Genomic DNA, 17012 nt, shown 5'->3' with positions numbered 1-17012 from the left:
AATTAAAGTTTTAAGCAGAAAAAACGTTTATTTAATTTTCTATATTTATTTCGCTACTAACTAAAAAAATCCTTCTAAAACAGTGTTAATTCTGACTTTAAGCGTAATTAGCCTTTGTCGTCGACCTCCGGGGGTTTTTGCATCACCGGAGGTCGACGACATTTTTTATAGAAATATTTCCTCTCCGCCCTTTTTTCTCCCAAGCATTTCTCGCTCGGAATATTTAATCGTCCTTAATATGTAAAAAATAACCGAATCTTCATCTTCCACTATTGCTCTTTTCAGTTCCAGTTTTAATTTTTTATACGCCAATTCCGTTATTTCTCCTTCAAAGACCGAATTCTGAACCCAGGTAAGATATTTTCGGCAGATTTTTAACACCTTTGCCACTCTTTTTTCGCCCACGTCATATACAAGTATTATAAACATGCAAATTCTTATGCCTCCAGATTACCAGCCGGCTACAAAGGCGCTGTATTCTTGTTCACCCATGAGATGCTTTTCCAATTTATATAGCTCGAGCCTTATAAGCCTTCTATATGAAACGTTTTTACCAATTTGCCTATGCTTGAAAGTGGTTGATAGTTTTTCTTCCAGTTCTTTTATAAACTCCCTTTTGGCTTTTTCTTTAATAATCAACCCTTCAGAATCTTGCTCAAAATCGTCTTTGGTTATCACCTTTCTGCCGATAAGGGTAAGTATTACCCTGTCGACTATAATCGGCTTGAAAATCTCTGCAACATCGAGGTTCAGGGTAAACCTCCTGAAATTGGTAGCATGGAGAAAACCGATGCGAGGGTCCAGGTGTGTTTTATATATTTCACTAAGCGTAACCGTATAAATCATTGCATTTCCAAAACTTATAAGGGAATTTAAATTATTCTTCGGTGGCCTTGTAGTCCTTTTGTAAAACTTAAAGTCTTGATTTTCTAATATTTTATCAAACGAAGAATAATAACATTCCCTGATATTGCCCTCTATAGCCATGAGTTCATCAATTTCATTAAAATCATCCATTCTGCCTTCAAGTTCGCGGATCCTTTCATCGATTTGAGCTAGATCTTTTCCGCGATTTATGTAATACCTTATAACCTGTAATATATTTTTTACCGCACCTCTCACAAATTCCCGTGCTATTGCCATCCTTTTTCCTTTATCCAGATAGTATTCGGCCTGCTTCAAAATCATATAGCCTGAATTAAGAAACTCCCTCGGATAAAAGGAGCCCACATAGTAGTCATAATGGTTAAAAAAATGAATTATTATTTGGTTCTGGGATGCAAATTCCAAGAATCTCTTGTTTATGTCTACTTCTCCGAAAATATAGATTTCACTGGTATTTTCGACGGGTATATAGTTTTTTCGGTCTTCGGTTTCAAGGTAAAGGGTATTGTCTTTTCTTTTAAGTTCTCCGCTTGAAAAAATATAAATCGCTTTTTTCATACGACGAAAAGCTCCTTGAAAGCATATTGATATGTAAATTAAAAATGAAAAATCAAGCCCAGCAGAATTCTTTATATGCACAATTACTACACCATCTTATCTTTTGAGGCTTTGGAGGTACTGGTTCATACATCAACCTCAGTATACGGACCATGGCATTTTCCACTTCTACCGTTAGTTGCTCGTCTAAAACAATCTGTTCCTTTCGTTTTTCCTCGATATATCTTAGTTCTCCCTTTGCCTCTATTCCAAGCTTTCTTAGCTCATAAAGGTAAAAAGCAAGTTGCATCCTCGCACTTTGTTCTGCTTTTTTGCTCTTTTTTATTTCCGCAACGACAATCTGTCCATCTCGGGTCCCCAGAACATCTACTTTCCCACCGTGAAAACTTATTTCCTTCCGCTCTCTTGCGTAACTTTCTTGATGTAAAAACCGCCCAATCGCCACATTTTCATCATCTTCATCAGGATTTATATTATGGGACATAAGCCATACCTGACGGGGACATATAAAGTAATACCATACTAGTGTTCCGGTAATGTTAATCTCTTTGCCTGACACTTTTAATCCTTCCCTTAGTAGCATACAAGGATAATAATCTTCAATACATCCGAAATTCCGTACTATCTTCAGAAAGAGCCATCCCCGTATCTTCGCTATAAATTCTATCATCCACCAGACTGCCTATAAAGGCGCCTTCGGGTATTGTTACAATGGAATCAGCTTTTTTGACACTTACGCACACGCAGAACTGCTCGATCAACGCCATGAAGAGTTTTTTATCCCGAAAGGACAAACTCTTCCAGAATCCCTTTTCAAGGTAGCGCTGATATATATCCGAAACCCCGGATATGCCGAAATATTTCATAGCGCGCTGAATTATTTCGGGGATGTCCGGACCACCGGAGCCTTTAAATACTCGTGGCACAAATACCATCACTTTAGGGTAATCGCCTTCAAAGGGTTCGATTTCTTCTAGCTTGGACCATTGCCCCATAGCTGCTTCATATATCAGCCGCATTTTCCCGGTTGGTGGGTTTCTTTTGAAAGCTTCCCTGTAAAAGTTTTCTATAATCTCCCTGGAATCCTTTTCCGAAAATTCCCCACAGCTTCTAAGCTGTTCATCTGTCACTTCCCTGAATATAGGATTTCTGTAAACATACTTTCTTGGGTCCTCACCGTCATCCCTTACAAAATCCACAACCAATACTTCAGCCGGATCCCCTTCCCCATGCCGGTTGCCGCGTCCCGCGGCTTGAATTACTGAAGGTATAACAGGACGCGCTCTTATTACACACCGAAAACTCAAATCTACACCCGCTTCAAGAATCTGAGTGCAGACTACTATACATTTTTTTCCTCTCCTTAATGAATCCTTTATTCTTGAGATCCATGCGGATTTGTGAAGGGGAGTCATACATCCCGTCAGGTTAAAAATATCTATTCCGGTTATATTTTCAAAGTTCCCCCGTAAGATGAGGTCTTTCACCGCCATGTAAACCCTGGCTGCATCAGCGACAGTATTTAAGATTACCGCTACGGAACCTTTTTCCATTAACTTTTTTACAGCCAGCTCTGCAAGAGTCTGGACATCCCATTTATCCTCCAAAGTTTTTACAATATAACGCGAAGTTAAAGAATCTCCCCTTGAAAGACAGATATATTCTTCGCTGAGATAATCAGAGGCGTACGGAAGTGTCGCCGTGCATAAAATCGACTGAAAATGCAATCGTTTCGCAGCCGCTTCGAGAGTCTTCAAGAAGGCAGCCCATGCTTTCGGTTCAATAATTTGAGGTTCGTCGATTATTACAAAGGCATTCTCTAGAGCCTGTATCCTAACCGTGTGCTGTGCCCTTATCGGGAATAGCGCCAGGAAAAACTGGTTGAAGGTAGTAGTTACGATTTTGGATTGCCATGAATCAATAAGGAAGGCTCCATCTTCCTCTGATCTCAGGTGCTCGTAATCCATTTCGAGAAATGATAGATGATGATGTTCAATTATATCGGGTATACCCGTAGCTTCTCTGATGGCATTGGTGGCCTGAGACAAAATTGATATATAAGGAGCAACGTAGATTACACGGCTGCACCTGCCCGAAGCCACGGCCTCCAGGGCTATCCTCAGGGCGGTGAGCGTTTTTCCAAGTCCGGTAGCAAGCTCCAGTGAATAAATTAACCTATCGTGGAAAGTCCTGTAAGTCTCCATTGCTTTCTTTTGATGATCGTTTCTCAGTTTTACAATTCGTAAAGTCTCCGGCGCAGCATTTTTTTGCAGGCGACTGCATTCCTCCGCAAGATTATTTATAGCCACTCTGGCTTCTTCCGGATGGAAAAAAGCAAAATCTAAGCCCGCAGCATGAAACCTGTCAGCTGAAATCATGGCCGACGTCCGATCCCTTATTATTAAGCCGGCTGCTGCAGAGTCCCGATCCGCACTGTTATCAATATAACGTTGGGCATACCCGAGAGCTTTATCTGCAACTACAGCCCATCTTCTATCTATCCCTTGAAGCCTATCCACAAAACTACGAGATGTAAGTGTTATTTCAGGGAAAAATCCCCTCACAAAATCGAAAAATCCGTCAAGGTCTACAGTTTCATAGGAATGAACCCCTTCGACAGACAAAAGGGCCTCTTCCCACGGTGGCCATGCCGGGTCAATATTTTTGATTGAACCGTGATGCCCTGCAATATCCAGGGTGAGTTGCGTAATCAGATACTCCCTGAACCGCCTGGGCAAATCTTTAGTCACCAGCTGTTCGCTGCAAACGAAAAATATCAGGCTTCCTAGAGGAGAGTGGCTGCCGCCCGAGACAGCCACTCTTCCTTCTTCCTTAGATAAGATATACATTTGCCATCGTCTTGCAGCCTTACCGGCATCATGGCAGAGGCCCGCCAGGAATCTCATCCTACTTTCATCGTCTCCTTTGGGATCGCCTATAAATTTTGCAACCGCAAGGAGATGGTCGGTAAGAAGATTGGGATTCCCGTCCCCGGACTTCGGTCGAGCGACGCACTCCCTGAAAGGAATCACCACAGGCAAATCACTCCATCTTCAACTTTCAGAATGCGATAATTGACCAAACCAGTACAGCCTCTTGTTTTAAATTTTATCGGCCTGCCGGACTCTTCAATGATAAAGTTAAGAGTCCCTTTAAAATTCCTGTCGCAGTCAACTGAGTAGCGAGCTCCCCTCATGGGTATATATCTTTCTCCGCTTTCGGGGAGCAAACTTTCAACCAGATCCGCAGGAACTACCGTAATTGCGGTGAGGATATCTCCTGGTACCGGCGATATCTCTTCAGCCTCGATGACACCCGTAAACCTTGGGAACGTCAGGCAAAAAGCAGATCCCAGGTAAGTATGAAAAACACTGCGTTTTTCCCTGACCATTTCTGTGAGCGTTTCAAAATGATATCCCGCATAATATACGCGGTAGTGGGGGTTTACAATTAGCTGGATCGATGTGGGTCGGTTGAATGAGTCTCCGCCGTCACCCATCCAGCCCTTCCCAAGCATAGACATTTCCTGGGCTACAGTGCGAACAGGCTTGAGAATGGAATATCCCATCCAGTTTTCGCCATCCAGTTCACGTTTCCCCAGAATAGATGCGATCAGGCCGTAAAGCACGGTCCTTGTCATGGCAGGATACGTGGGGTGCGTTACTATTCCATCAGGTCTGCGGAAATGTGCGAGATCGCCGCGCAATTCGAAGACAAGCAGTTTCAAATTTTCTCACCTGCCCTTAGCTTTACATCCCGGAGTGCCGCTACCATATCTTTTCGCAGGTTCCAGGAAGTTCACAGCTGATCGTCAGGGCAGGGTTCACCCAGTACCGTATCCTTTCAATCTTATTGCCGAACTCTCCCTCCGGGTCCAGCACTTCTGCCAGACGGTCCACGTTTAACCTCACTTGCTCCAGGGATGTGGGAGGATTGCCTCCCAGCCATGCTTCTCGCCCGGGCTCCAGGGAGATGTAATCTTCCAGGTATCCTATGCGGAAGAAAGGATCGGAATACTCAACGTGAAGCAAGAAGCACGGCTGCTGTATTCCTCTACCCCTGGCCTGCCTGTGCAGCGTGCCCTTCCATAGCGCCTCCAGCAGCAGTTCTATATCATCCCGGGTCGCGCCAGTCTCCCTAGCGATACTTTCATTTATGACTCCTGGCATACAAAATACCGCAAATGGAACTATATATGTGGTCCAGATGGAACCCTGCTCTTTGCTTGCATCCTCCGAAGGAATTACTACGGTTCCCTGCACGTATCGAGTTTCAACGGGATGAAGGGAATGAGCCCAGCCAAACTGAACCGGCCCTGTCTGGTTGAAGCTTTCTCCTCCCACACTATAAACGGCACCGAACACCCTGACATCGAAAGCTGCTGACATAAGGGCCTGCTTTTTATCAGAAATATCTTCACCAGAAACATCTGCGATAATCTTCCTCGCGAGTTCTTTCCTGTCCCGAAGTTTACCGTTTTCTCCTTTTTCCTGCCGAACAAAGACATGATACTTTTTATCCGGGCCTCCATCTAGAAAACGATGCAGGATATAATCCCTGACATCCCGTTTGATACTGACATCGCTCAATGATATTCTGCCGTCATCTTCTCCGAATATCCTTCTGGCATCGCTGTCGTTAAGGGGATCACGGTTGGGGATTCCGTCCTTTACGCTCTTTACAAACAGTATTTCTCCGGTCCTTGCGATTTCAGGCATAAAACATCACTCCTTTTTAGTTTTTTTCAGATGTTTTCGCCGAAAGTGCGTATCCGCTCCAAAACGAGGCTATAAATAAATCCTTTTCGGCTTTAATCCGGTCCCGAAGCTGGTTATAGGCCAGCATGGTAACGGCATTCTTTTTGCTGAGTTCCGGTTCCATGTAAATGTCTAAGTTTTTGGCATATTCCTCCAGCCTGGCCAGCCCCCTGCTCCATATCACATCCGGTGAGAGGCTGCTGCCGAAAACCATAACCCGGTGTTTTATAAAATCTTTTGCTTTCACCGCATAATATCTCCTGCTGAACTCCTGTATTACATACCCCGCTGCAAATCCAACTTTTTCAACAGTATCCAAAACCATATCCTCTGCCGGTGTTTCCACTACCAATTTCCTTAGTCCTTTCCAGTCGCTCAATTCACACATACCCCCTTCTATGCCCAAAGTTGAATGGTATATTGATAAAAAACTAGCAAAACCATGAAAGAAAAGCACCTCGCCAAATATCTTCCATTGAGAATCGGGCCAGGTTCTGCTTAGGGCGGACATTCTGTGTCCGCAGCCGGCTATAAAGCTTCCATGATCCAGCTTCTTTCCGGTCATTACTTTCTCCAGTGTTTGCCACATATAACCCGGGCCGTAGGCGTTGGCGAGAAGCCATGGAATAGAACCGTACCGGCTTCTAATTTGCCCGTAATGCTCCTCGTTTTTACTGCCGTGAAGTTCTTCCGACAACTCGGCAACCGACATAGCTGTGCTTTTTGCAACATCGTCCAGTTTTATTAAGATAGAAGGAAGCACATCTTCCATCGTGGCCCTCAGGTGCACATCGCCCTTACTCCTGTCGCCGGAATAATATACGATGTAAAGCCTCATAGCATCTTGAAGCCCCTCCTCGGATATCAGGCTTTCGAAGCCGACCACTGACTGAATATCTCTTACCCTTCTCCCCGCGGCATGCTCTCTTGATACCATCAACGAGATTTCTTCCCCTAAAAATTCCATATCTTCTTCGGAAAGGGTGATTTCCACCGGGGCGGGATATGCGCATCCTGTTACTTTAACCGACGCGGTCCCCGCTTTTTTATTATCCCTTCCGCCGGGGCTGTCAACCGGAGCGAACAGCTCTTTTGTAAGCCATCCCGGAATATCTTTTTCCATGCTCCTGAAAGCACTTGCCCCGTAGGTCAAAGCTTTATAGCAATCTTGGCAAAGGCCGCCGGTTTTTTCTGCCAGGTTCAACTCTTTTTTTGCGGTCACCTGAGGAAGCGGGCAGCTCCAGGTAGGGAGAAAAAGCGGCCACGATTTGTTATAAAGCGAAACGAGTTTATCAATTTTTCCGCACGTCACACATATTCCATTATCAATCTGTCCAGATTCCGCACCTTCAGTAAGCTTTGCCCTCCAGAGCCTGTCCAGGATTTTGGTAAGGTCGGCGTAAACAGCCATGCCCGGATAGGCGAAACTGTCGGTGACTTTGAATTCTACCCTTTCATCTATCCTTGCTCCGGAAGGTTTTAGCCGGTAGGGAGAGTCTTCATCGACTATGCATATTGCTATCAAGGCTTGTAATTTCCCCTTATCGGAAATATTTGTTTCACGCACTCTGCTTGATATGCTTTCAGCACATATCTTCAACTCATCTTCGGTTAAAGATGGATCTTCCGTTCTGGCAAGCCTACCTTTCAGGAAGCTGGCAACTTTATCGGCATTTCCGGAGAATTCCCTGAAGTCTCCATCATACACTATGTATACGGGAACCGGGTAATAGCCCTGCGGTTTTCTCGGATTGCCTCCCTGGGGAAGAAAGAAAGGGGTGCCGATAGCCCTTTCGAAATCGGGCCTAAAAATGCTCTTTTTTGATTTTTTTCCTCCGGCATCCTCAAAATCCCCCCAGCATACAGGCGGGCTGCAAACTATCTTCGGCTCCAGACTGCGGTACACCTCTACGATGTAAATCCTTTGAAGAAAACCTCCTGCCAGCGGATCACCCAGGCCAGAAAGCTCTTTTATTATTGTCCGTGGCGAATGAGAATAACTCATTAAAACTTTGCCGAGTCTAATGAGGCTATCTACTAACATTTCCCACTTTCACCCTTTTTTAATAAATATTGATTCGCATCAAATTCTATCTTGCTGATTCCCACCCCCTGTAATCTCCAGGCAGCCAAACCCAGCACTGTTTTTGGCCCCCAGGCCCCAGTCCAGGGCGAGCTTAAGGTATCTGGCAGGGCCGGAAATCATAAGGCGGCCGCTATATCCTTTAATTAAACTGTTTTTGTATTTAACTATATTAGTTTTGGGATCCCCTTTAAATTCTATATTCACTTCAAAATCCTGATTTTCTTCCCATCCCAGAGCGCGGGCTTTCCGAACCAGGTTATCCCGGCAGAGAGATGCGAATTCGGAATCCTTCGGAGAAAAATAACAAGTGTATTTTGATCCATCGAACTTCAACATCGTCGAATACACAGTTATAGGAGAAAGAGTCCTTACCAAAATGCTGCTACCGCTGACCTTCGGATCTATTATTTCCACCTTCGATACCGGAAAAGAAGATTTTCCCAGGATTATCTCGCCCCTTTTCAAAAGCCCCGTTAAAAGGCTCTGACAAATTTCCGGAATAGGCGAGGTTACCACCAGGGACGCACCTTTAGGAAAGTAAATAACACCGCTTTTGCTATCTAATTTGTATTCTCCCATTAAACGGCTGAAACATATTGGTTTTAATCTTCGCTTCTCAAGTACCAGTCCCTTATCGTGCATCCATGTCCCCAGCTCGTCGTCAAGCAGGGAGTACAATGCTGTCTGCAGGTAATAGGGGTAATATATACTGGTTCCAAGTGTGACGGGCTCGAAATAAATACGGACTCTCATAATTTGCCTCCCTAGCTGAACAAAAAAATGTTTGTTTCTATGATGCTAAAATTCTATAAAATTCTCTAAAATCCTTCCATATTAATAAAAAATATTTCGACAAATTTTGACTAAAAAAATCACTGCCCTATTTCAAAAGCAGTGATTTTAACCTATTCTCCATTATCATATTCAGTTCACCGAAGTCCTCCTGTCTTACCCTCCCCTTTTTTTCCATAGGAACACATTCCCCCACCCTTACTTCAATCCTGCCCCTGCGGGGTATGTAAGTGCCCACGGGCAGTACGTCCCGGGTGCCGGTCACCGCCACGGGCAGCACCGGGGCGCCGGACTTCAGGGCAAGGTAGGCCCAGCCGGACTTGAAGGGGCGCAGGTTTCCGTCGGGGCTTACGCCCCCCTCGGGAAAGAAAGCGATCACCCCTCCGTTTTCCAGGATTCGAAGTGCCTTCTTGAAGGAGGCAAAGTCACCCTTTTCGCTTTTTACCGGAATAGCGCCGGCCATTGACAGGAGGATATTCAATACGGGTATCCTGAAAAGGTAGGCCGCTGCAAGGAAGTTTATCTTTCGGGGCATGCACGCCATGAGCACCGGCGGGTCCAGGATGCTCTGGTGGTTGGAGACAATTATAAGAGGCCCTTTTTTCGGCACATTGGAAAGGCCCTTCACCTTCACCCCGCCCGTAAAGTAAAAGAAAATTCGGAGGATGAGTTTCGCCGGCAGGTAAAACACCGTTTCACCCGCTTTCTCAAAATTATTGTGCAAAAAATGTCAGCATATATCAGACGCTTCGAGGGGCCTCAACGTTAACCCGTGTACTTATGCACCGTCACGTAGATCCTGCCTTTTTTGCTGCTGCCGCCGATCTCGACCACTCTGGCCCTGCCCAGGCGGGCGGCGGAGATGACGTCGCCCTCCTTTACTTCGGCGGAAGGGTCTTTCACCGTCTTAAAGTTCAGCCTCACGTTTTCGCCTTTTATATAAGGGGCCATTTTTGACCTGGATATTCCGAAAGCAAGGCTGGCTATGGCGTCAAGGCGCAGGGAGGCTACCGTCCCCTTTATTTCCTTATACGACCTCTCAACGGCGGCCACTTCTTTCAGCGAGATTTCCTCAACGGCGACGGGCACGTTACCCACCCTGGAGAGGTTGAGCCCGATGTACTCCGCCACCTCTTCTTTTACTATTATATCGGCTCCGGTCTTTGTAACGATTATATCGCCGACCTTATCTCTGGAAATGCCGAGTCCCAGCACTGCACCGAGATAATCCCGGTGGCCCGGGTGCTCGTCCGGATCCCTGGGGGTCACCCTAATGGCCCTTATTGGGACAAAGAAGGGCTCATCCTTCAGATATTCGGGAAAAGCCACCAGCACCTTTCTCTCCGCCTCCCCGTGGCCACCCTCAAAATAATAACCGGCTCCGGGGAAATTTCTGGCCACCGCTTCGGCAATCTGCTGCTCGGCAGGGTCCAGGAAGTTGCCCGCCCGTTTTTCTCCGTTTTTGATGGCTATATTGAATATATCCCTAATTTTAGCCTCAATTATTTTTTCGCTGCCGGAATCCATATTAACCCTCCATCGCTGTATAAAAATATCGCCTCTCTTAATAATATCAAAAAATTCACGGGCGGGGTATACATACATTCACCGCACTGTTTTTTCAAAGCTATGGGAAAAGGTTCAGTCCAAAAGCTGTTCCGGATTCAGTAAAAATCCCCGGCTTTGCCGGGGTTGTTGATTTAAACCTTCCGTGCGACCTTGCCGGTGGCCATTACCAGGCCGTAAAGTATACCCGTCACCACCGCATTGATGGCCGCAGTAGGCAGCACTACAGTAGTGAACAGCACCGGGAAAGCCGCAGGAAGGGTACCCGTCACCATCATGGCTACCAGCAGGAAAACCGTGCCGCTGAGGCTGGTACCCGCAAGGCTGATCAGGGGAACAAAGATTCGCGGGCTGACGCCCCGGCCGTGCCTGATCAGCAGCGCCACCACCTGGGCGGTTATTATTTGATCGGCGATGTTCGGCACCTGGCCTCCTGGGAAGCTGGTAGTGAGCGCCGCAAAGATACCCCCCACCATCCCGGCCAAAAGCGCATTTTTAGGGGCCGGGTTTATGAAAAGCGCCACGAAGAGCATAGCCAGCAGGAAATTCGGCTTCATACCCGCCACTAAAGGCGGCGTTATCTGGTGGAGTACAAGGCCTATGGCCATAAAGAGGGAAGTAAGGACCATGTCTCTGAGTTTCATTGGTAAATTCCTCCTTTGCCTTTAAATTCAGACTTATATCAAATTCAAGACCCCATCGTGTCGAGAACCAGAAGGCGACCACCCCCTTGGATCAGAAAAGATATAAAAAAAGAGCATCCGTCCATGCGGGACGGATGCTCTCCGCGGTGCCACCCGAATTAGCCTGCACAGGTGATAAAAAAAGCATTTCACCCCAAGGGATGAAATGCTTTTTCGCCACCCGGTATACAGAGGCTCTCTCATAAGGGTACGGCATAAAATGCGATACCCCGTCCTTTTATTAACGGAGGACCTTCCGGGCACGGCTACTTGATATGTCTTTCGCCGCGCCTTCTCCGGGGCCCATTCACCGAACCTTCCGGTACCGCGCTCCCACCGCCGGCGGCTCTCTTTGACCTTCCGGTACGGCTACTCTTCCCCGTCATCGAATTTAACCCTGCTATACTTTTTATTAATATATATATCAATTCAAAGGTAAATTTGCAACTGCCTTATATAAAAAAATTATAAAGACAAACTCATTCCCCCCTGCCGGAAGTTCCGCAGCTGCCGCAGAAACCATAGACTATAAATTCGTGCTCCGTGGGGGAAAAACCCTTTTTGGCAAGCTCCTTTTCTACCGAACTCATCGGGCAGTAATCTATAGCCATCGACCTGCCGCACCCTTTACATACGAGGTGGTGGTGATGACCTTCCTCCCGGTGCAACCCGTATAGCGACACCCCGGTATCGACCATCAAGCCGCACAGGATGCCCTTGCGGCTCATCAGGTCCAGGTTCCTGTATATGGTGGAAAAGTTTACGCCGGGAATTATCTGCTTCACTTTATCGAATATGTCCCTGGCGCTGAGCATACAGTTGCAGTCTTTAAGCACCTTCACTATGGCCTTTCTCTGGTCCGTAACCTTCAGGCCCCTCTGTTTCAGCAGATTCTCTAGTTCCATCCCTTCCTGACCCCCTTTTTAAGCAAAAGAACCATAAATAGCACCGAAGAAGCGATGAGGACGATGGTGCCTCCGGGCGCCAGGTCCAGGTAAAAGGAAATGTAGAGCCCGGCAACCACCGAGAAAATCGCCACCGCATTCGATATGAAAAAGGCCGACCTGAAGCTCCTTGCCAGCTGGAGGCTCACGGCGGCGGGTATGACTATGAGAGCCGATACCAGCAGGGTACCCACCACCCTCACCGACAGGGCCACCGTCAGTGCCGTAATTACCGAAAAGTAGGCGTTTACGGCCTTCACCGGTATGCCCGAAAGGCGGGCCGTATCTTCGTCGAAGGTGACGGCAAAGAGCTCCCGTCGGAGGAGGATGATGGAAGCTATCACGAAAAGTCCCAGCGTTGATATAACCTTTATATCTCCCGGCGTAACCGCCATCAGGCTGCCGAAGAGGTACGAGAAGAGGTCCGCATTGAAGGATTTGCCGAGGCTTATCAACACCACCGCAGTGCCCATGCCCGCCGACATCACCACCGCTATGGCGACTTCGGCGTATCTTTTAAAGGCGGCCCTCATGACCTCGATGAGCAGTGCGGCCAGGACGGAGAACAGCAGGGCGCCGTAAAAGGGGTAGAACCCGAAGAGCATACCGGCGGCTACTCCGGCCAGGGAGGCGTGAGACAGGCTGTCGCCCACAATCGACATGCGCCTGAGCACCACGAACACCCCGATGGTGGAGGTCAGGACGGCGGCGGCCACCCCCGCGATAAACGCCCTGACCATGAAGGAATACGCAAATATCTCCATATATACCTTCTCCCCTGACGCCGGTTTAGCGGCGCTTCCTTTTTATCCTGTAGCCCATCACTTCGGCTATATGGTCTTCGGTAATATCCTTTATGTTTTCGTGCACGCCAACCTTCCTGCAGCCCACACACCCAATCTTGGTGGCTCTGCCGTAGGCCATACCTATATCGTGGGTTATCATGACCACCGTCAGGCCGTGATGTTTATTCAGATTCTCCAGGAGGCTGTAAAATTCCTCCTGGGATTCCGGGTCTATTCCAGCGGTGGGTTCATCCAGAAAAAGGGCTTCGGGTTTTTTTACGAGGCTTCTGGCCAGGAACACCTTCTGTCTCTGTCCCCCGGAAAGCTCCCCGATGAGCCTGCGGGCCAGGTGCTCGATGCCGACTGTTGCCATGGCCTCCCTTACAGCCTTATCCCTCTCTTGCCCCTTTAAAAACTTCATATACCCGCCGTAAAGCCCCGACGCCACCGTTTCCGTCACTGTAGCGGGAAAGGCGATGTTAACCTGCCCTCCCTGCTGGGGCACGTAGCCGACTCTATGCCACTGCCTGAAATTCCGGACATCCTCGCCGAAAAGCCTTACCGCACCTCTGTCAGGAGTCAGGAGTCCCAGCATGATCTTCATAAGGGTGGACTTGGCGGCACCGTTGGGGCCTATGAGGGCCATAAAATCGCCCCTGTCCACCCTGAAGCTCACCCCTTCCAGCACCGGCGGGCCGTTATAGGAAAAGGTAACCTCCTGCAGCTCCACCACTGGAATCTCAAACTTTTTTTCCTCTTTCACTTTCTACACCTGCCCTCTATTCCGCCAGGGCTTTTTTCAGGTTTTCCAGGTTCTTTTCCATGACGGAAAAGTAGTCTTCGCCGGCTTTCATTTCGTCTTCCGTCAAGCTCTCGATGGGGTTTAGGACCAGAATCCCGGCTCCGACCTCCCGGGCCAGGGTTTCGGCCAATTTAGAACCGGCGGCGGTCTCAAGAAAAATATACTTTATATCCTTTTCCCGGCAGATCCGGGCAAGTTCGGCAAGTTTTTTAAAAGAAGGCTCTTGCTGGGGTGAAAGCCCGCTGATGGCGATTTGATTGAGCTCATATCGCCGGGCCAGGTACCCGAAGGCGTCGTGGTTCACCACGAAATCGCGCCTTTTCACACCCGAAAGAGCCTCCCGGTATTTTTTATCCAGATCGTCAAGTCGGTTTTTCAGCACCTCGAGGTTTTGCCTGTAATAGGCGACGTTTTTCCCGTCGGCGGCAATCAGAGCTTCTGCTATCCTTTCGGCGAGTATTTTTGAAACAATTGGATCGAGCCAGACGTGGGGATCCAAGCTATGGTCATGATCCTGGTCCCGGGCCTCGTCATTTTCATGATTTTCGGCCTTTTCCCGGCCTTCGTCACCGAGAACCCCTTCGGCGGCCGCAACTGCAACACCCTTCCCGGCCAGCTGTTTTGCAAGTTTTTCAGCCCAGGGGTCCATAGGCCCTCCGAGATATACGAATACGTCCGCTTCGTAAATATCCGCTACCGTCCTGGGAGAGGGCTCAAAGTCGTGGGCTTCCACCCCGGCCGGGGTTACGTTCACCACCTCGGCCCTGTCTCCGGCGATCTTCGAAGCGAAGTCGTAAAGGGGGTAAACGGTGGTATAGACCCTGATTTTCCCCCGCACCTGGGGCGCCGCCGGGGTATAGGTCCTGGAAGAACAGGCTGAAAGTACAAAGACTGTCACCATCACCAGCAAAAAGGCTGCGGTAACCCTTTTACTCTTCAAAAAAGGCACCTCCTGAAAATTATAAATGCAAATTATTTGCAACTGAATCTCCAATACTTATTATACCCCCAAGGCATTTTCTGTCAACCTGAAAAAAAAATAACCGCCCCTCGTCGAAGGGCGGATAAAGCGCTCCATTATATGCCGAGTTCGGCGATTATTTCCTTTTTCGGCCTGAAGCCGATCATCTTCTTGGCCGGCTGGCCGTCTTTAAAGAGTATGAGCGTCGGAATGCTCATGACGCCGTAGGCTCCCGCGCTGTTCGGATTTTCGTCCACATTCAGTTTTCCTACTTTGATCTTGCCCTCGTATTCGGTTGCCAGCTCATCGATTACGGGTGCCATCATGCGGCAGGGGCCGCACCAGGGCGCCCAGAAGTCCACGAGCACCGGCACGTCGGATTTTAGGACTTCCTGTTCAAAATTATCGTCGGTCAGAGTAAGGGGTTTCATCGTTATTCCTCCTTTTTAAAATTCATAAAGACAGGCCTTTATTTTATTATTTCCGCCTTATGCGATGCGCATTTAGTTTATTTTGACTGCATGATGTGGATATACTATAATGGAATTATAGCATTTTTAATAAATAATAAGGGAGAAATTATATGATCGACGGGAAACTCATCCGGAACTTCCGGCGAAAAAGGAATATGTCCCTCCAGGAACTGGCCCGGCGGGCGGAGCTCTCGGTCTCCTACCTGAGCGAGATAGAGCGGGGGAAAAAACAGCCCTCCCTGGAGGCCATCGAAAAGTTGGCCACCGCCCTGAATATATCGAAAAACGCGCTCTTTGAGCCGGAGCCCACCGAAAACCGCAGCAGCAGGTCTATAGGCGACAGGATAGCCCTCCTTCGCCAGGAGAAGGGGATTTCGCTCTCGGAACTGGCCGGGAAGGCGGGCATTTCGGCGACGTACCTGTGCCAGATCGAAAAGGGCAACGCCCTGCCGTCGCTGTCGACCCTCAAGGCCATAGCCGGGGCCCTGGGTATGAACGCCCAGGACCTCATGGCAGCCACTTCCCACGTGGGCTATAAGATAAAGAAGATTCGCCAGGAGCGCGGCCTCACCCAGGCGGAGCTGGCAAGGAAGGCGGGAGTTTCCACCGGCCTCATAGGCCAGATAGAAAGCGGCAGGGTTGAACCTTCGATAAAAACCCTGGAAAAAATCGCCCGGGCCCTTTCGCTCTCGCCCTGTTATTTCGTCGGCGATGACGACGAAATAACATCGCTTTTAAGACCCATGAACCCGGAACTGAAGCGGCTTTTTGCAGACCCTAAAGTGAGGTCCTTCCTGGAGATGGTGGCAGACTGCACCCCGCAAGAGTTTAGCTTTATCATGAAGTTTATACAGCTTTACAAGGAACACCGCAGTGCCGATTAATACGGTGAAGCCACAGCCAGGTTCTTGAACATCCCGAAACCGGAAAGGTAAATCCTGAGGCCCTTTTGCGTATCGACAAAGGGGCTTATATATACTTTTATTCCGTCGACTTCCTGAACCTGGTACTCGTTCTTGTCCGCCGGAGCGCCTACATACACGGCAGGCATGTACCTGCAGCCCGCTCATCCGCCGCCGTAGCGCTCAAGTTTGACGGTTATGGCGTCGCTGTTTTTCTCCCGAATAAAATTCTTTGCCTTCTCATCTATTTCTATTTGAATCATAACATTCACCTCCACTGCTGATTTTATTATATTAAAATATTTTTTCGCTGTCAATGAGTACAAGTTGTTTTTCTATTAAGATTCTGTAAAAAACTCGAATCCGTTATGGAGTTAATATTTATCTATAACTATTCCCAAGGTTGCTGCTTTAATATAATTTTTGTCCCTCAATAGCTTCATAGAAGCGGTATCGCCCGTAACCACCACTCCTATAACTCTAATATTTTCTTTTGTAATTTCTCCTTTATCATTGCTCAACCTTTCGTAGAGCCTCCGGAATTGCAGCTGATAACGGCTTTTTCGTTTTAGACCAGAATTAATTGCACTGATAAAGGAAAGGCGGGGGTCTTCTTCCGTTGTTCCGTCGGAATTAACCCCTTTCATTCCGTAGACCTGATTGGCAAACAAAATTCTCTCACCGTTTTTTTGCCCGTTCAAACCTTCTTCATTATAAGTATTCACCCAGTACCAAACCGGTTTTACTTCACCGGGGAGCATTGCCTGCACTTCTTCGAGGCTGTAATCCCGGTCAAAGGAAAGTGCCATTTCAATGTA

Annotated in this window: 19 protein-coding genes and 1 other annotated feature; of the genes, 1 reads left to right on the top strand and 18 read right to left on the bottom strand. The window is 47.9% G+C overall.

The annotated features are described in order from the left end of the window. Positions 1–165: 165 nt before the first annotated feature. From cas2 to trxA, 16 genes are all read right to left on the bottom strand, one after another. Complete coding sequence (cas2, locus tag LZ11_RS08840) at positions 166–429, bottom strand: CRISPR-associated endonuclease Cas2 (protein WP_148867530.1); 264 nt, start codon at positions 427–429, stop codon at positions 166–168. Between the two features lie 21 nt (positions 430–450). Further along, complete coding sequence (gene cas1b, locus LZ11_RS08835) at positions 451–1443, bottom strand: type I-B CRISPR-associated endonuclease Cas1b (protein WP_148867529.1); 993 nt, start codon at positions 1441–1443, stop codon at positions 451–453. A 52-nt stretch (positions 1444–1495) separates the two neighbouring features. Further along, complete coding sequence (cas4, locus tag LZ11_RS08830; protein ID WP_148867532.1) at positions 1496–2026, bottom strand: CRISPR-associated protein Cas4; 531 nt, start codon at positions 2024–2026, stop codon at positions 1496–1498. Positions 2027–2042: 16 nt separating this feature from the next. Next, positions 2043–4478, bottom strand: coding sequence for a CRISPR-associated helicase Cas3' (cas3, locus tag LZ11_RS08825; protein ID WP_246110777.1), 2436 nt, complete (start codon positions 4476–4478; stop codon positions 2043–2045). Then, positions 4472–5170 (bottom strand): CRISPR-associated protein Cas5, encoded by a 699-nt coding sequence (gene cas5 / locus LZ11_RS08820; protein ID WP_148867527.1) that lies wholly within the window; start codon positions 5168–5170, stop codon positions 4472–4474. Before cas5 ends, cas3 begins: the two co-directional genes overlap by 7 nt. A 40-nt stretch (positions 5171–5210) precedes the next feature. Then, the gene (locus LZ11_RS08815) at positions 5211–6161 is read right to left on the bottom strand and encodes a CRISPR-associated protein (protein WP_148867526.1); all 951 of its coding nucleotides are present in this window, start codon (positions 6159–6161) and stop codon (positions 5211–5213) included. 16 nt (positions 6162–6177) lie between these two features. Continuing rightward, positions 6178–8244, bottom strand: coding sequence for a hypothetical protein (locus LZ11_RS08810; protein ID WP_148867525.1), 2067 nt, complete (start codon positions 8242–8244; stop codon positions 6178–6180). A gap of 39 nt (positions 8245–8283) precedes the next feature. Beyond that, entirely contained in the window at positions 8284–9039 is a 756-nt protein-coding gene (cas6, locus tag LZ11_RS08805; protein WP_148867524.1) for a CRISPR-associated endoribonuclease Cas6, read from the bottom strand. A gap of 127 nt (positions 9040–9166) precedes the next feature. Beyond that, entirely contained in the window at positions 9167–9769 is a 603-nt protein-coding gene (locus tag LZ11_RS08800) for a lysophospholipid acyltransferase family protein (RefSeq protein ID WP_148867523.1), read from the bottom strand. Positions 9770–9843: 74 nt separating this feature from the next. Further along, complete coding sequence (locus tag LZ11_RS08795) at positions 9844–10605, bottom strand: YlmH family RNA-binding protein (RefSeq protein WP_148867522.1); 762 nt, start codon at positions 10603–10605, stop codon at positions 9844–9846. Positions 10606–10778: 173 nt separating this feature from the next. Next, complete coding sequence (locus tag LZ11_RS08790) at positions 10779–11288, bottom strand: tryptophan transporter (RefSeq protein WP_148867521.1); 510 nt, start codon at positions 11286–11288, stop codon at positions 10779–10781. A gap of 123 nt (positions 11289–11411) precedes the next feature. Then, positions 11412–11722 (bottom strand) — a binding site (T-box leader). A gap of 84 nt (positions 11723–11806) precedes the next feature. After that, positions 11807–12232 (bottom strand): Fur family transcriptional regulator, encoded by a 426-nt coding sequence (locus LZ11_RS08785; RefSeq protein ID WP_148867520.1) that lies wholly within the window; start codon positions 12230–12232, stop codon positions 11807–11809. Beyond that, on the bottom strand, positions 12223–13035 hold the full coding sequence (locus tag LZ11_RS08780) for a metal ABC transporter permease (RefSeq protein WP_148867519.1): 813 nt from the start codon (positions 13033–13035) through the stop codon (positions 12223–12225). The genes LZ11_RS08785 and LZ11_RS08780 overlap by 10 nt, the downstream gene beginning before the upstream one ends. Before the next feature lie 25 nt (positions 13036–13060). Beyond that, positions 13061–13819 (bottom strand): metal ABC transporter ATP-binding protein, encoded by a 759-nt coding sequence (locus LZ11_RS08775; protein ID WP_148867518.1) that lies wholly within the window; start codon positions 13817–13819, stop codon positions 13061–13063. Between the two features lie 16 nt (positions 13820–13835). Then, the gene (locus tag LZ11_RS08770) at positions 13836–14798 is read right to left on the bottom strand and encodes a metal ABC transporter substrate-binding protein (RefSeq protein ID WP_148867517.1); all 963 of its coding nucleotides are present in this window, start codon (positions 14796–14798) and stop codon (positions 13836–13838) included. 137 nt (positions 14799–14935) lie between these two features. Continuing rightward, positions 14936–15250, bottom strand: a complete 315-nt coding sequence (trxA, locus tag LZ11_RS08765) for a thioredoxin (RefSeq protein ID WP_148867516.1) — start codon at positions 15248–15250, stop codon at positions 14936–14938. Positions 15251–15402: 152 nt separating this feature from the next. On the opposite strand from trxA, the gene LZ11_RS12920 reads away from it, so the two are divergent. After that, complete coding sequence (locus LZ11_RS12920; RefSeq protein ID WP_148867515.1) at positions 15403–16176, top strand: helix-turn-helix domain-containing protein; 774 nt, start codon at positions 15403–15405, stop codon at positions 16174–16176. Here the strand turns inward: LZ11_RS12920 and LZ11_RS12915 are convergent. Both LZ11_RS12915 and LZ11_RS08755 read right to left on the bottom strand, forming a co-directional pair. Next, positions 16173–16457 carry a CC/Se motif family (seleno)protein gene (locus LZ11_RS12915; RefSeq protein ID WP_281282740.1) on the bottom strand — a complete coding sequence of 95 codons (285 nt, stop codon included), beginning with the start codon at positions 16455–16457 and terminating at the stop codon, positions 16173–16175. The genes LZ11_RS12920 and LZ11_RS12915 overlap by 4 nt on opposite strands. Before the next feature lie 111 nt (positions 16458–16568). Then, entirely contained in the window at positions 16569–17009 is a 441-nt protein-coding gene (locus LZ11_RS08755; RefSeq protein ID WP_484421979.1) for an anti sigma factor C-terminal domain-containing protein, read from the bottom strand. Positions 17010–17012 lie beyond the last annotated feature (3 nt).

The sequence above is a fragment of the Thermosediminibacter litoriperuensis genome, assembly GCF_008124715.1.
GTDB lineage: Bacteria > Bacillota > Thermosediminibacteria > Thermosediminibacterales > Thermosediminibacteraceae > Thermosediminibacter > Thermosediminibacter litoriperuensis.
Note: the sequence above shows the minus strand (reverse complement) of the source record. Positions and strands in the feature narration are given on the sequence as shown.